The organism is Rhodoferax sp. (genome assembly GCF_028689305.1).
In the GTDB taxonomy this organism is placed as follows: Bacteria; Pseudomonadota; Gammaproteobacteria; order Burkholderiales; family Burkholderiaceae_C; genus Rhodoferax.
In genome coordinates this window covers 1-13,431 of the sequence record NZ_JAQTWM010000007.1, presented here as the reverse complement: position 1 = coordinate 13,431, position 13,431 = coordinate 1, and the positions used below count along the sequence as shown (strand labels likewise).

The window sequence follows — 13,431 nt, the reverse complement described above, 5'->3', positions numbered from 1 at the left end:
AAGCCGCGAGAAGCAAAGGCTTCCAGCGCCACTTCAATGATGCGCTTGCGCAGTGCAGCGCGTTTGGCTTCGATTCGTTCACTGGCCATGATATTGCCCGCCAATCGATGTTGACGGCTCGGTTGTGCGGAAGAGGACTTGGGGGTGTCTTAGCATCATTCAGAATTAAGTTTACGCGGCAATGGCGCGGGATCCAGGAAACATCGGATGACGTAGGCCGTTATTTTCGCCATACCGCTGACCGCGGCATCCGAACCATGCAAGAAGGCCATCTCCGGAGGCGTGGCCGTGTGACCCCGCTGACGAAAAACTGACGTAACCGGGCGGCATGTGCAGCTGGTCGACCACACTCAGTCAAAACGCATTGCTGCCACTGTCCAGATCGTTCGACACGCGCCAGACCGTGGTACGTGACCAGCGTGCATCCAACCGAAAGCGCAGGGTTCTCCGCCCCTACTTGGCATGTAAAAACGTCCATGGGGGTCAGAGACTCGATGCCGGTGCGCGGCAGTACTGACACCAGATCCAGCCGCACGTTCGCGCTAATCTGCTGGTGCGCTCGCGTGCCCATGTGCAGTTGGTTCGGTGCATCCGTCAACTGGGCCGAAACGGGCAGGCTAACGCAGTCAACTTGCATGATGTCCACCTGGGTGACGTGTGGCAATCTCGTGGGAAAAGTCACGGATTCTCCGGGTTGTATCACCCAGGGCGTGGTGTAGGCTGTAGGAGCCTGCACATGAAAGTTGGGAGGTTCGGTCACAGCAAAACTTCCGGCAAAGTGATGACTCCGCTGAGCGGCTGACGTGCGCGGCCCACGTTGGTGACCGAAAGCCAGTCAGCCACCAGCGCGGGTTTGCTGCCACCCTCAATTTCGACCGTCACGGCATAAACGGCGCGAAACTGCGTTGGCGAACGCAAACTCAGCGCCTTGAGTACAAGATGGCCGCGAATGCGGCTGTCCACCAGCACCGGCGAGAGCATGCGCAACCGGTCAAAACCATAGTTGAGCGTGGACAGCTCATCGACCGGGCGTGCCACAACATCATTGATCATCCGGGTGAGCAAGGACACCGTGAGAAACCCGAAGGCAAAGGTTTTGCCAAACGGGCTGTGCACTGCTGCCCATTCGGGGTCGATGTGCATCCGGTCCGGGTCTTCTGTGACATGACCGAATTCGGTGATGCGCTGCTGCGTCACGTCGATCCAGCGCGAAGTTCCGATGTGTTGCCCAAGGTACGCAAGAGCGTTATCGTCTTCAAATAATTTGATCATACTGAGGTCCCTGAAGGTCGCTAAAAGTGAATGAAAATTCCGCAGAGCATGTCATGCCGGCGTTGACAGGCCATGCGGCCATGACGCGGATACCCATCCGGTCAATCCTGCCGTTGGCCAACCATGGAAAGTGCTGGACGGTGCGAAAACTCTTGAGTATCTTGTAGTTCGCTGGCTTGCTGCGGCGCAGGGCAACCAATGCCTAGCGCTGCACTGTTCCTGCACGATAACTGACCACCACGTGGATGGCCTCGCCGCAATACTCATCCAGCAGGGGTACCACCACCTGGCGATGCCGGAGTGGGCTTCAATCACCTGCTCGATCTCGCGCGGGTAGACGTTATAGTCACCGGTGTTGATCATTTCTTTCCGTCGCCCCTGCAGCACGATGCTACCATCGGCGCGTGCAACGCAAGGTCACCCGTGCGAAGCCAGCCATCCGTCGTGAAGGCTTCTCTTGTGGCATCAGGGTCGGCGTAGCAACCCGCAAAAATCAACGGGCCACGCCCCAGGATTTCGCCAACTTCATCGACTGCACAGGTCTGATGCGTCACATTGGCATTGCGGAACTCGAAGTGAGGGTCAAAGTGCCCCATGCAATGTGTCAGCACCTCGTCTGTCGCTCCAGCTTCAGAATAGGCAATTGAATTCGTGGTCTCGGTCTGCCCGTATTCCACAAACAGCAACACATCAATTTGCCGCAGCTTCGCCAACGTTGGCACAGACACTGCGCCTCCACCAATAACAAGGAGCATCGGAGGTGTGCTCTGCATAGTAGCTCAGCGCCTCGTCGGTACGTGTCCATCTCGCCGCTGGTGTGGTCAGATTCATGTTTTTCATTATTTATTGATAGAGAAAATTTTAATTGACTAGTAGATTATATTCTTTTAGACTTTTAGCGCAATAGCACACGCCTTGGTGGTACTTGCCGCAACCCAATTCCGTCGTCAGGAGAAACCCGAAATGACCGATTTATACAAGCCTCTTAAAGGAACAAACACGATGCAACTCAAATTTATGCGGCTGATCGCTTCTGCCGCCTGCATGGTCGGACTGGTTTTATCCACGGTCTGCGGCACAGCACACGCCCAGGCTACGGCCCCGACCTCCACACAGACCAGTGACAGCGCGAACACATCCGCAACAGTCCCCGCCAAAACGCTGGCCGCTGCGACCGACAACCCCTATGGCCTTGAATCTCTCTGGAAAACCTCTGACGGCGTGGCCAAGACGGTATTGCTGCTGTTGCTCATCATGAGCGCGGGCAGCTGGTACATCCTGGTCGTCAAGATACTTGAGCAAGCCAAGATGATGCGACAGTCCAAGGCTGCCAGCAAAGACTTCTGGTCGGCCGGTACCGTTGAACAGGGCGCAGCCGCTCTGGATGCCAACAGTCCCTACCGCTTCATGGCCGATGCCGCCGGGCGGGCCGTCTCCAAACACAACGGTTTGCGCGGCCATGTGGATTTGAACGATTGGGTGGCCTCAGGCATTCATCGCGCGGTAGACCGTATTCAGAGCAATACCCAGGGCGGCCTGGCTTTTCTGGCCACGGTGGGTTCGATTTCTCCGTTTGTCGGCTTGTTTGGCACGGTCTGGGGCATTTACCACGCACTCACCGCCATTGGCATCTCGGGCCAGGCCTCGATCGACAAAGTGGCCGGTCCGGTGGGTGAAGCGCTGCTGATGACCGCCATTGGCCTGGCGGTGGCGGTGCCGGCGGTGCTCTCCTACAACTGGCTGGTGCGGCGCAACAAAGCCGTGATGGACGATGTGCGCGCCTTTAGCAGCGAATTGCACGCCGTGGTACTCGGCTCGGTCAACAAAGCCTGAACGGGGCGCATTCATGTCCATGAACGTCGCATCCAGCGACGACGGCGATGATGCCGTCATGTCGGCCATCAACACCACTCCCCTGGTGGATGTGATGCTGGTGCTCTTGATCATCTTCCTGATCACTATTCCCGTGGTCACCACCTCGATCAAACTTTCGCTGCCCAAGGAGCGCGTTGAAATTCGCGAGACCAAGCCTGAGAACATCATCATTTCGGTCGATCAAGCCAGCCACATCTATTGGTACGACACACGCATCAGCAGTGTGGACGCGCTGGTGGACAAGCTCAAAAAGGTCTCCAGCCTGACACCGCAACCCGAGGTGCAGGTGCGCGGTGATGCCGCCTCACGCTACGAAGGTGTCGGCAAAGTGCTGCTGGCCTGCCAGAGGGCGGGCATTGTCAAAGTCGCCTTCATCACCGAGCCGCCGCCGCTGGGCGGCTAAACGGAACAAGGAAACCCCATGGGAATGCACGTAGGAAACACCAACAGCTCGGGTGAGCCCGAAGTCATGATGGAGATCAACACCACACCACTGATTGACGTGATGCTGGTGTTGCTGGTCATGCTGATCATCACCATCCCGATCCAATTGCACTCGGTCAACCTGGAAATGCCGGTGGGCGCCCCACCCAGCCAGCAGATCAAGCCCGAGGAGATCCAGATCGACATTGATGCGCAAAGCGTGGTCTATTGGCAAGGCCTGCCCATGGCGGCGGCTGAGCTCGATGACAAGATGAAAGCCGTCGCCACCCTGAGCCCACAGCCCGAGGTTCACATCCGGCCCAACAAGGACTCCCAGTACGCCGTCTTTGCCAACGTGCTCTCCAGCAGCAAACGCTTGGGGCTCAACAAGATTGCCGTCATTGGCGCGGAGCAGTTTACGCAATGAAGTCGCTTGCCTTGAATACGCTTGAAACGGATTACCGCTTTGCGCCACGCGACCCCTCGCGGCGGCTCAAAGGCATTGTGGTCGTGGTGCTGTTGCACGCCCTGATCGGTTACGCCCTGATCTCGGGCCTGGCCCGCAAGGGGCTCAACCTGATCAAGAAACCACTCGAAGCGGTGGTGATCCAGGAAGTCATCATCCCTCCCCCACCGCCACCCCCGCCGCCACCCCAAAAGATTGAGAAGCAGCCTGCCGCACCCAAGGTGGAAGCCCCTCCACCGCCCTTTGTGCCGCCGCCGGAAGTCGCACCACCGGTCACCAGCACGGCACCAGTGATTCAGGCGGTGGCCACCCCACCACCTGCGCCCGCCGTGATTGCCCCGCCACCACCACCACCCCCACCTGCCCCCGTGGTTACCGGCCCGACACGCACCAGCATCGCACTGGCTTGCCCGAAACAAGTCGCCCCCGAGATGCCGCGCAAAGCCTTGCAGGACAACATCGAAGGTGTGGTCAAGGCGCAGATTCACATCAAGGGCGGTGTAATTCAGGAGGTCACCATCCTGTCTGGGCCACGTGTATTTCACGCCGCCGTCCGGGCCGCCATGATGCAGTACACCTGCGTGAGCGATGCCGGCGATGTGGTGGCGACGCAGGAATTCAATTTCAGAATGGAATGAATCCAGCCTGGGCTAGAGGCTGGTTTTCATCTAAAACGACCATGATCACCAGTGCTTTTTCCATACCATCTTCGGGTAAGTTCATGTCTTCATGCCTGCCCCTTGAAGCAACAAATCCTTGCCGAATTGACGCCCACAGAGAAGGAATAGTGCGCTCGGGCTGCACCTCGTTCTGCCCGGATCGCTGATACAGGACCGCGCGGAACCTGCCAGCCAACATAACCATTCCAATATCTCTGATGCGGTACACGACGATGCTGTGGCCGGCATCTCGCTGAGAAGCATCACCGCTCATATGCTTTTTACCCATGTCCGCCTCATTCAGACTGGCGATGCCATTCTGGTGCCTGCCGCAGCAGGTGGCCGTGAACGCGACTTCGTTACTGATGTTCATGAACTTACCGGCGGCCAAACCCTGAACAGGACACCGGAAACGATTCAGCCTTGCGGCACGATGGCAAGCATCGGTCAAGTACCCGGTGAGGGTGAGTTTGGACAGTCACCATGGGCTGCTGCCCAACCCAGTATCCATGGCGCGTCCGTTGCGATACAGTGAAGTGCTCTCAACCACCATGGAGATTTCTCATGCACCCAGACGCCATGAAACACAAAGCCAGTTTGTGGGAGGGCGAGTTCGGCACCTCCCGCCATATCACCGACGTGTATTGGGAAGGTGACATCACGCAGCAGGAGCTGGCTGAAGTGGCTGACCAGATCTCACCGGACTGGCAAACCATTGACCTGGAGCTTGACCCGGCGCACCCCAAACATGGTCATACCTATCGCCTGCAAAAACAAGCCGTTTGGCCAAGTCAGGATGACGAAGACTTTGCGCTGGGCCTGCTGGAAGCGGAGGAAGAACTTGAAGGCCACTTTGTCTGGGTGCACTGCTGCAAACACGTGGAAGACACCGCAGGTGAGCTGGTGGATGAAGCCGGACGCAAATACCGACAGGTGTTCAACACCGTCATGTTCTGTGTGGCGTTCACATCCTTCGATGACATTGCCGACCAATGTGACGAACACTTCGGCCCCAAAGCATGGGACGCCTACGAACTGTTCCTGGACGCCGAATTGCCCGAACCGGTGGCAACCTACGGCTGAGACCCGACTGACGCAATAGCGCTGTAGGGCCCAAGGCCATCTGGCCAGCCGGTCAGCAGTTCAAAGCCATCTGCGGTCACCGCCACCATGTGCTCCCATTGCGCGGACAAGGAATGATCGCTGGTGACCACGGTCCAGCCATCATTCAGCCCCCTGACTGCACGTTTGCCGGCATTGAGCATCGGTTCTACGGTCAGGACCATGCCCTCTTCAAGACGCAGCCCCTCTCCCCGATGACCAAAATGCGGCACGTGGGGGTCTTCATGGTAGACCCGCCCGATGCCATGGCCACCGTATTCGCGCACCACACTGAAACCGTCCCGCTGGGCCACCATCTGGATCGCATGCCCGACATCCCCCAGTGTTGCACCGGGGTGAATTTGCAGGATGCCGGCTCGCATGGCCTCATAGGTGCTGGTCACCAGGCGACGCGCCAGCGGGCTTGGCTCACCCACAAAGTACATCCGGCTGGTGTCACCATGCCAGCCATCCTTGATGACAGCCACATCAATGTTGACGATGTCGCCCTTTTTCAGGATTTTGGTGGGCGAAGGGATACCGTGGCACACCACATGATTGACCGAGGTGCACAAGGTCTTGGTGTAGCCGTGGTAACCCACGTTGGCAGGAGTGGCTTGCAGATCCCGCACGATGTAATCGTGGCAAATCTGGTCCAGCTCATCCGTACTCACCCCGGGTTTCACAAACGGCGTGATCATGCTCAAAACCTGGGCGGCAAGTTGCCCCGCCAGCCTGGCCTGCGCAACTTCAGCCGGGGACTTGATCGGAACGCCAGCATTCATTTGACCACCTTGACCCTGGCCCCGGATTTGGGTGGACTGCAGGCTGAGACAGTTGCCAGATCAAATCCGCCCGCCTGCTCGGCACGAATCAACAGTTGACAGATTTCACGATGATCCAGGTCAGGATGCAACTCGGTCAACATGCCGATGCGCATCCAATGCTCTGCCTGGGCGTTGATGGACCGGGACAGGGCGCCGCTGACCACACGCAGGCTCTCATGCATCTCATCCGAAATTTTGACGATACCCATGATGTTTATACGAAATATATATGTTTCGTATTATAGACACCAAAATCAAACATGTCCTGGATCAAACTTCTTGCAAATACTTCCACAGCACTATTGACTTGCAGACGTGGCAGAGGCTTAATGAAGGCGTAGCAAGTCCTCTTTGAAATTGATTGCAAGCATGCCTGCCCCAAGTGGGGTGTATGTCCAACGCAGTCCGCCGCGTTCACGCGGCATTCGGAGTGACTTGCTACAGTGCTTTTGGGGCCGCTACTTCTCGGCGCCATCCCCCCCACCAAACAAATCGCTGACGCTCTTGGCGGCATTGGCAGCCGGTCTGATCGGCGTGCCCTTCGGGTACTCTTCAGCGATGCGATCTTCCCAATACGTTGCCGGGTTGGGTGCACTGCACAGCCTTCGGTACACCTCTTCTGGTACATGCTTGTAGACCAAGACTGACTTGTTGTCCCAATGCAGGTCCAGCTGTTTTGATACAGGGTCATAGCTGGCCATCTTGATACGGCCGCTGGTGAAAGTCTTGGTGGGCATGTCTCAGGTCTCCTAGGAAACGAGGCAGGAAATGGAGCGCTCAGTCTACGCGGTTTGAAATTCGGCCAGACAAGACCCTATCTGCCTTTGTCCATCCACGCGGGCGCACCCCTACCGTTCTCCTTTGCGATACGGCTTCATCAGCGCCTGCGGGTAGCTGGCCTTGCGTGCCACCAGCACCAGCGCCACGATGGACAGCACATAAGGCAGCATCAGGTACAGCTGGTAGGGCAGCACCGCGTCACCCATCTGTTGCAGGCGCAGCTGCAGCGCGTCAAAAAAGGCAAACAGCAGCGCGCCCAGCAGCGCCTTGCCGGGCCGCCATGAGGCAAAAACCACCAGTGCCACGCAGATCCAGCCGCGCCCGTTGACCATGTTGAAAAAGAAGGCGTTGAAGGCCGACAGGGTCAGGAACGCGCCCGCCACCCCCATCAGGCTGGAACCCGCCACGATCGCGCCAGTGCGCACGGCAGCCACCGACACCCCTTGGCCTTCGGCGGCCTGTGGGTTCTCGCCCACCATCCGCACGGCCAGGCCCACCGGGGTTATGTAGAGCACATAAGCCATGACCGGTACCAGCAACAGGGCCAGCAGCGTCAGCGGGGTTTGCTGCGCCAGCACCGGCAGGCTGAGCCAGTCCATCGCGGCAAACGGCGTGATGGTGGGCGGCGTGGACACCTTGGGAAAACTCACGCGGTAGCCGTAGTAGCTCAGGGCCGTGGCCAGCAGCGTGATGCCCAGCCCAGACACATGTTGTGACAGTGCCAGCCCCACCGTGAGGAACGCGTGCAGCAGCCCCAGCACCGCACCGGTGAGTGCCGCCACCGCCACCCCCTGCCACAGCGATGCGCCGCTGTACACGGCCAGCCAGCCAGTGAACGCGCCCGCCACCATGATGCCTTCGATGCCCAGGTTCAGCACCCCGGCACGTTCACACCACAACACGCCCAGCGTGCCCAGGATCAGCGGCGTGGCAATACGCAGCACCGCCACCCAGAACGCGTGGTTGGCGAGGATGTCGAGGAACTCGCTCATTGCCACCTCACCCGGTATTGCGTCGGCAGCGTGGCCACCAGCACCGAGATCAGCGACGCCGCCACGATCACATCGGCGATGTAGGTGGGCACGCCAACCACCCGGCTCATGCTGTCCGCCCCCACCAGCACACCTGCCACGAACACGCTGCCCGCCACCACCCCCAATGGGTGCAGCCCAGCCAGCATGGCGATCACGATGCCGCTGTAGCCATAGCCGGGCGACATGTCCAGCGTCAGGTAACTGGTGCGGCCAGCTACCTCAATGGCGCCAGCCAGACCGGCCAGCCCACCCGAGAGCAGCGCCACCAACACCACCGTGCGGGTGACCGGCACACCGGCAAAAGCAGCCGCGCGCGCATTGGCGCCCACAGCGCGGATGTCAAAACCCAGCACCGTGTACTTCATCAGCGCCCACAGCCCCACCGCCAACGCACAGGCCCACAGCAGGCCGGTGTGCACGCGGGTTTGCGGGATGAGTTTGGCCAGCTCCAGATCACCCAGCAGCGCCACGCTTTGCGGCCAGCCCATGGCGGTGGGGTCTTTCATCGGGCCGTCCAGCATCAAGGACACCAGCAGCAGCACGATGAAATTCAGCAGCAGCGTGGTCACCACCTCGTCCACACCCAGGCGGGCTTTCAACAGTGCCGGGCCGAGCAGCAGCAAGGCCCCAGCCAGTGCGGCAGCCAGCATCATCAGCCCAAACAGCAGGGCCGGTGGCAAGTCAAAGCCAGTGCCGCCATGCAGCCCACCGACGGCCACGGCGGCCAGCGCGCCCACATACAACTGGCCTTCGGCACCGATGTTGAACAGCCGCGCCTTGAACGCCACCGCCGCCGCCAGGCCGGTCAGCATCAGCGGAATGGCGCGTGTCAGCGTCTCAGACCAGGCAAACACCGAGCCAAAACCGCCCTTGACCAGCACACCATAGGTCTGCCCTACCGGTGCCCCGGCCCACAACACCAGCAGCGCGCTGATCAGCAGCGTGAACGCCACCGCACCCAAGGGCGCCAGGGCCAATGCCAGCGATGAACTGTGGCTGCGTTTTTCCAGCCTCATGTCGGTGCGCCTTCCGCCACCCCGGCCATGGCCAGGCCGATGGCCTCACGCGTCCATGCCAGCGCCGGTTTGGCCGCGGTCATGTCACCGGCGTGCATCACCGCCACGCGGTCGCCCAGGGTCAGCACCTCGTCGAGATCGTCCGAGATCACCAGCACCGCGGCACCGGCGTCACGTGCCGCCAGCAGCTGCGATTGCACATAAGCCACGGCACCAATGTCCAGCCCCCAGGTGGGTTGGTGGGCAATGATCAGGCACGGCGTCATGGCTGAATTGTTTGTGGTGGACTGCGCCGCGTTCTGCGCAGGCCGCATGAGGGCCCGACCCAGGATCAGTTTTTGCATATTGCCGCCCGACAAGGCGCGCGCCGCCACCAGCGGGCCACCGCCGCGCACGTCAAAAGTCTCCATGACCTGTTTGGCATAGGCTTGGGCGCGCGCCCGGCGCACCCAGCCCCAGCGGGAAAAAGCCGGGCTGCGCAGGCGCTCGGACACGGCGTTTTCCCACACCGGCAAATCACCTACCACGCCGACGGCATGGCGGTCTTCGGGAATACGCGCCACGCCCAACGCCACCAGCGCGGACGGATGGGGCGGCAGCGGCTGCCCCAACAGGCGCACCTCACCGGCAAGGGCCTGGCGGGTGCCGCACAGCAGCTCGGCCAGCGCCACCTGGCCATTGCCAGAGACGCCGGCAATGGCCACCATCTCGCCCCGGTGCAGCGTCAGCGACACCCGGTTCAGGCGTTCACGCCCCGGCGCGGTGCTGACCTGGTGCAGCACACACACCGCCTCACCCACGGCTTGGGCCGGACGCCGCTCGGGGGCATCGATGGCGTGGCCCACCATCCACTGCGCCAGCTGCGCCTGGCTGGTACCAGAGGCCGCCGCCTGCGCCACCAGTTTGCCGCCGCGCAGCACCGCCACACGGTGTGACACACGCAGCACCTCACCCAGCTTGTGACTGATGAAAATGATCGACAGCCCCTGCGCCACCATCTGCGCCAGCACCTCGAACAGGTTTTCACTCTCCTGCGGGGTCAACACGGCGGTGGGTTCGTCCAGAATCAGGATGCGGGCGCCGCGGTACAGCGCCTTGAGAATTTCAACCCGCTGGCGCTCACCCACCGACAGAGTGCCCACCTTGGCCTTGGGCTCCACCGTCAAGCCAAACTGGCGCGCCACGGCCAGCAGCTTGTCGCGCGCCTGGCCATGGCGGGTGAAAGGCTGCCACAGCGGCTCGGCGCCCATCATCACGTTGTCCAGCACACTGAGGTTGTCCGCCAGGGTGAAGTGCTGGTGCACCATGCCGATGCCAGCCGCCAGCGCCGCCTTGGGGTCCCCCGGCGGCAGCGGCTGGCCGTGCACGGTGATGTGCCCGGCGTCGGCGGTGTAGTGGCCGAACAGGATCGACACCAGCGTGGACTTGCCAGCGCCGTTTTCACCCAGCAGCGCCAGCACCTCGCCCTGGTTCAGTTGCAGCGAAATGGCGTCGTTGGCCACCAAATCGCCAAAGCGTTTGGTGATGCCCGACAGGGTGAGTACCGGCGCCGCCTGCGCCATCACTTGGCCGTGGATTTGGGCTGGCTGTCATCCACCTTGACGGTGAATTTGCCGTCCACAATGGCTTTCTCTTTGGCTTTCATCTTGGCCACGATCTCGGCTGGCACTTTTTTCTCAAACGTGCCCAAGGGTGCCAGCGACGAACCTTTGTGCTTCATCATCGAATAAGGACCGTAGTCTTCGGCGGTGAACTTGCCTTCCTTCACCAGCTTGATGGCGCGGTCAGCGGAGGGCTCAAAATGCCACAGGGCCGACGCCACCACCGTGTCGGGATACTGTGCCTGGGTGTTGATGACGTTGCCGATGGCCAGCTTGCCCTTTTCCTTGGCGGCGTCAGACACACCAAAACGCTCGGCATACATCACGTCAGCGCCCTTGTCGATCATGGCAAAGGCGGCTTCCTTGGCCTTGGGCGGGTCAAACCAGCTGTTGATGAAACTCACGCTGAACTCGACTTTGGGGTTGACCTCTTTGGCGCCCGCCATGAAGGCGTTCATCAGGCGGTTGACTTCGGGAATCGGGAAGCCACCGACCATACCGATCTTGTTGCTCTTGGTCATGCCACCAGCGACCATGCCCGACAGGTAGGCCGGCTCCTGGATGTAGTTATCAAACACGCTGAAATTGGGGCTGGCGGGCTTGCCACTGGAACCCATCAAAAATGCCGTCTTGGGAAAGTCTTTGGCCACCTTGCGTGCGGCGGCTTCCACGGCAAACGCCTCACCCACGATCAACTGGCTGCCGCCGGTGGCGTATTCCCGCATGACCCGTTCGTAGTCGGCATTGCTGACGTTTTCGGAGGCTTTGTACTCAATCTCACCACGGGCCTCGGCCGCTTTGAGCGCCGTATGCAGGCGGCCGGCCCATTGCTGCTCAAACGGCACGGTGTAGATGCCAGCCACCTTGAGCTTGGCTTGCGCCAGCGACAGGCCGGGGGCCAGGGCGACCAGGGATGTGGCCAGGATCACGGCCTGGCGACGGCTGAGAAGTTTCACGGTCATGGGTTTCTCCAGTTGAACAATACTACAAAATAGATAGCAGAAAGCGCTTATTTCACGCGGGCTAATGGCCAATTTTCCCGTAAAAAAGTAAGCACATTACGTGCCAGCCCGCGCCAGCATCGCATGCAGCAGCACGTTGCACCCGGCGGCAATGTGCTCGGGCGTGGCGGATTCGATCTCGTTGTGGCTGATGCCATTCAGGCACGGGATGAAGATCATGCCGGTGGGGGCGAGTTTGGCCATGTAAACCGCGTCATGCCCGGCACCTGAGACGACGGGCATGTTGCTGTAGCCCAGCTTGGCCGCAGCGCTGGCCACGGCGTTTTTGCAATCGTCGTGAAAGGCTTGGGCCGGGTAGCTCGACACCAGGTCGATCTGGACATTGAGGCCGGTCTTGGCGCTCAGGCTAGCGGCAAAGGCTTTCACCTCGTCGGCCATCTGGTCGACCAGGGCATCGGTGCTGTTGCGCAGGTCAATGCTGAACTTGACACGGCCCGGAATCACGTTGCGGCTGTTGGGGAAGACCTGCACCATGCCGACCGTGCCACGGCCATGAGGCTGGTGGCGCATGGCGGTAGCTACAACCTCTTGCATGATCTGCGTGGCCACCTGCATCGCATCCTTGCGCAGCGCCATCGGAGTCGGGCCAGCGTGGGCTTCCATGCCGGTGACGGTGCAGTCAAACCAGCGGATGCCGAGCACGCCCTGCACCACGCCGATGGTCACGTCGTTGTCTTCGAGCACCGGACCTTGTTCGATGTGGGTCTCGAAGAAGGCACCAATCGGGTGGTCGCCAGGCTCCTGCTCGCCGATGTACCCGATGCGGGCCAGTTCATCGCCCACAGACTTGCCGGCGATGTCCCTGGCCGCGTAGGCATGCTCCAGCGTAAAGGCCTTGGCGAACACACCCGAACCCATCATCACCGGCACAAAACGCGAACCCTCTTCGTTGGTCCAGAAGCTGACCTCCAACGGTGCTTCGGTTTCGATGCCGTGGTCGTTGAGGGTACGCATGACTTCCAGGCCCGCGAGCACGCCGTAGTTGCCGTCGAACTTGCCGCCGGTGGGCTGGGTGTCGATATGGCTGCCGGTGACGATGGGCGGCAAGGCGCTGTTGCGGCCCGGGCGGCGCATGAAGCCGTTGCCGATTTTGTCGATGGTGACGGTTAATCCAGCCTCACGTGCCCACCTTGTGACGAGGTCGCGGCCTTGTTTGTCGAGGTCAGTTAATGTCAATCTGCAAACGCCGCCCTTGGGGGTTGCGCCGATTTTGGCGAGTTCCATCAAGGAGTCCCAGAGGCGCTGGCCGTTGATGCGCAGGGTGGAGATGTCGGTTGCAGTTTTCATGTTAATTCCTCTGTGGGGTTGGCTGGAATGCGTGACTTGCCGTGTGACGGAGGCAGGCCGGGTCTCGC

16 protein-coding genes are annotated in these 13,431 nt (G+C 60.6%); 5 read left to right on the top strand and 11 right to left on the bottom strand.

Annotated features, from left to right (window positions below; all coding sequences use genetic code 11):
- Positions 1-756: 756 nt before the first annotated feature.
- Together PHW99_RS02710 and PHW99_RS02705 are read right to left on the bottom strand one after the other, a co-directional pair.
- Entirely contained in the window at positions 757-1,272 is a 516-nt protein-coding gene (locus PHW99_RS02710; RefSeq protein WP_300173562.1) for a MaoC family dehydratase, read from the bottom strand.
- A gap of 359 nt (positions 1,273-1,631) precedes the next feature.
- The gene (locus PHW99_RS02705) at positions 1,632-2,027 is read right to left on the bottom strand and encodes a class I adenylate-forming enzyme family protein (protein ID WP_300173560.1); all 396 of its coding nucleotides are present in this window, start codon (positions 2,025-2,027) and stop codon (positions 1,632-1,634) included.
- Between the two features lie 247 nt (positions 2,028-2,274).
- Between PHW99_RS02705 and PHW99_RS02700 the strand changes: the two genes are divergently transcribed.
- From PHW99_RS02700 to PHW99_RS02685, 4 genes are read left to right on the top strand one after another with little or no spacing between them, the layout of a single operon-like run.
- Entirely contained in the window at positions 2,275-3,105 is an 831-nt protein-coding gene (locus PHW99_RS02700; protein ID WP_300173558.1) for a MotA/TolQ/ExbB proton channel family protein, read from the top strand.
- A gap of 13 nt (positions 3,106-3,118) precedes the next feature.
- The gene (locus PHW99_RS02695) at positions 3,119-3,550 is read left to right on the top strand and encodes a biopolymer transporter ExbD (RefSeq protein WP_300173556.1); all 432 of its coding nucleotides are present in this window, start codon (positions 3,119-3,121) and stop codon (positions 3,548-3,550) included.
- 18 nt (positions 3,551-3,568) lie between these two features.
- A complete protein-coding gene (locus PHW99_RS02690) occupies positions 3,569-3,997 on the top strand; it encodes a biopolymer transporter ExbD (protein ID WP_300173554.1) in 429 nt (142 codons plus the stop codon).
- 11 nt (positions 3,998-4,008) lie between these two features.
- The gene (locus PHW99_RS02685; protein WP_300173552.1) at positions 4,009-4,674 is read left to right on the top strand and encodes an energy transducer TonB; all 666 of its coding nucleotides are present in this window, start codon (positions 4,009-4,011) and stop codon (positions 4,672-4,674) included.
- On the opposite strand, the gene PHW99_RS02680 is transcribed toward PHW99_RS02685, so the two are convergent.
- Entirely contained in the window at positions 4,661-5,068 is a 408-nt protein-coding gene (locus PHW99_RS02680; protein WP_300173550.1) for a hypothetical protein, read from the bottom strand. The two genes, PHW99_RS02685 and PHW99_RS02680, sit on opposite strands and share 14 nt — an antisense overlap.
- A gap of 191 nt (positions 5,069-5,259) precedes the next feature.
- On the opposite strand from PHW99_RS02680, the gene PHW99_RS02675 reads away from it, so the two are divergent.
- A complete protein-coding gene (locus PHW99_RS02675; protein ID WP_300173548.1) occupies positions 5,260-5,778 on the top strand; it encodes a hypothetical protein in 519 nt (172 codons plus the stop codon).
- Here PHW99_RS02675 and map read toward each other — a convergent pair.
- From map to PHW99_RS02635, 8 genes are all read right to left on the bottom strand, one after another.
- Positions 5,769-6,581, bottom strand: a complete 813-nt coding sequence (map, locus tag PHW99_RS02670) for a type I methionyl aminopeptidase (RefSeq protein ID WP_300173546.1) — start codon at positions 6,579-6,581, stop codon at positions 5,769-5,771. The two genes, PHW99_RS02675 and map, sit on opposite strands and share 10 nt — an antisense overlap.
- A complete protein-coding gene (locus PHW99_RS02665) occupies positions 6,578-6,832 on the bottom strand; it encodes a ParD-like family protein (RefSeq protein WP_300173544.1) in 255 nt (84 codons plus the stop codon). The genes map and PHW99_RS02665 overlap by 4 nt, the downstream gene beginning before the upstream one ends.
- A gap of 249 nt (positions 6,833-7,081) precedes the next feature.
- Entirely contained in the window at positions 7,082-7,360 is a 279-nt protein-coding gene (locus PHW99_RS02660) for a KTSC domain-containing protein (protein ID WP_300173542.1), read from the bottom strand.
- A gap of 111 nt (positions 7,361-7,471) precedes the next feature.
- The gene (locus PHW99_RS02655) at positions 7,472-8,395 is read right to left on the bottom strand and encodes an ABC transporter permease (protein ID WP_300173540.1); all 924 of its coding nucleotides are present in this window, start codon (positions 8,393-8,395) and stop codon (positions 7,472-7,474) included.
- Positions 8,392-9,453 (bottom strand): ABC transporter permease, encoded by a 1,062-nt coding sequence (locus PHW99_RS02650; RefSeq protein WP_300173539.1) that lies wholly within the window; start codon positions 9,451-9,453, stop codon positions 8,392-8,394. The genes PHW99_RS02655 and PHW99_RS02650 overlap by 4 nt, the downstream gene beginning before the upstream one ends.
- Positions 9,450-11,015 carry an ABC transporter ATP-binding protein gene (locus PHW99_RS02645; protein WP_300173538.1) on the bottom strand — a complete coding sequence of 522 codons (1,566 nt, stop codon included), beginning with the start codon at positions 11,013-11,015 and terminating at the stop codon, positions 9,450-9,452. Before PHW99_RS02645 ends, PHW99_RS02650 begins: the two co-directional genes overlap by 4 nt.
- Positions 11,015-12,016 carry a BMP family protein gene (locus PHW99_RS02640; RefSeq protein ID WP_300173537.1) on the bottom strand — a complete coding sequence of 334 codons (1,002 nt, stop codon included), beginning with the start codon at positions 12,014-12,016 and terminating at the stop codon, positions 11,015-11,017. The genes PHW99_RS02645 and PHW99_RS02640 overlap by 1 nt, the downstream gene beginning before the upstream one ends.
- A 96-nt stretch (positions 12,017-12,112) precedes the next feature.
- Positions 12,113-13,363, bottom strand: a complete 1,251-nt coding sequence (locus tag PHW99_RS02635; protein ID WP_300173536.1) for a Zn-dependent hydrolase — start codon at positions 13,361-13,363, stop codon at positions 12,113-12,115.
- Positions 13,364-13,431 lie beyond the last annotated feature (68 nt).

Coding starts and splice junctions, on each gene's coding strand:
- map (WP_300173546.1), bottom strand. CDS start 6,581: ATGAATGCTGGCGTTCCGATCAAGTCCCCGGCTGAAGTTGCGCAGGCC.
- PHW99_RS02665 (WP_300173544.1), bottom strand. CDS start 6,832: ATGGGTATCGTCAAAATTTCGGATGAGATGCATGAGAGCCTGCGTGTG.
- PHW99_RS02690 (WP_300173554.1), top strand. CDS start 3,569: ATGGGAATGCACGTAGGAAACACCAACAGCTCGGGTGAGCCCGAAGTC.
- PHW99_RS02655 (WP_300173540.1), bottom strand. CDS start 8,395: ATGAGCGAGTTCCTCGACATCCTCGCCAACCACGCGTTCTGGGTGGCG.
- PHW99_RS02650 (WP_300173539.1), bottom strand. CDS start 9,453: ATGAGGCTGGAAAAACGCAGCCACAGTTCATCGCTGGCATTGGCCCTG.
- PHW99_RS02680 (WP_300173550.1), bottom strand. CDS start 5,068: ATGAACATCAGTAACGAAGTCGCGTTCACGGCCACCTGCTGCGGCAGG.
- PHW99_RS02645 (WP_300173538.1), bottom strand. CDS start 11,015: ATGGCGCAGGCGGCGCCGGTACTCACCCTGTCGGGCATCACCAAACGC.
- PHW99_RS02640 (WP_300173537.1), bottom strand. CDS start 12,016: ATGACCGTGAAACTTCTCAGCCGTCGCCAGGCCGTGATCCTGGCCACA.
- PHW99_RS02710 (WP_300173562.1), bottom strand. CDS start 1,272: ATGATCAAATTATTTGAAGACGATAACGCTCTTGCGTACCTTGGGCAA.
- PHW99_RS02660 (WP_300173542.1), bottom strand. CDS start 7,360: ATGCCCACCAAGACTTTCACCAGCGGCCGTATCAAGATGGCCAGCTAT.
- PHW99_RS02705 (WP_300173560.1), bottom strand. CDS start 2,027: ATGCTCCTTGTTATTGGTGGAGGCGCAGTGTCTGTGCCAACGTTGGCG.
- PHW99_RS02700 (WP_300173558.1), top strand. CDS start 2,275: ATGCAACTCAAATTTATGCGGCTGATCGCTTCTGCCGCCTGCATGGTC.
- PHW99_RS02635 (WP_300173536.1), bottom strand. CDS start 13,363: ATGAAAACTGCAACCGACATCTCCACCCTGCGCATCAACGGCCAGCGC.
- PHW99_RS02675 (WP_300173548.1), top strand. CDS start 5,260: ATGCACCCAGACGCCATGAAACACAAAGCCAGTTTGTGGGAGGGCGAG.
- PHW99_RS02695 (WP_300173556.1), top strand. CDS start 3,119: ATGTCCATGAACGTCGCATCCAGCGACGACGGCGATGATGCCGTCATG.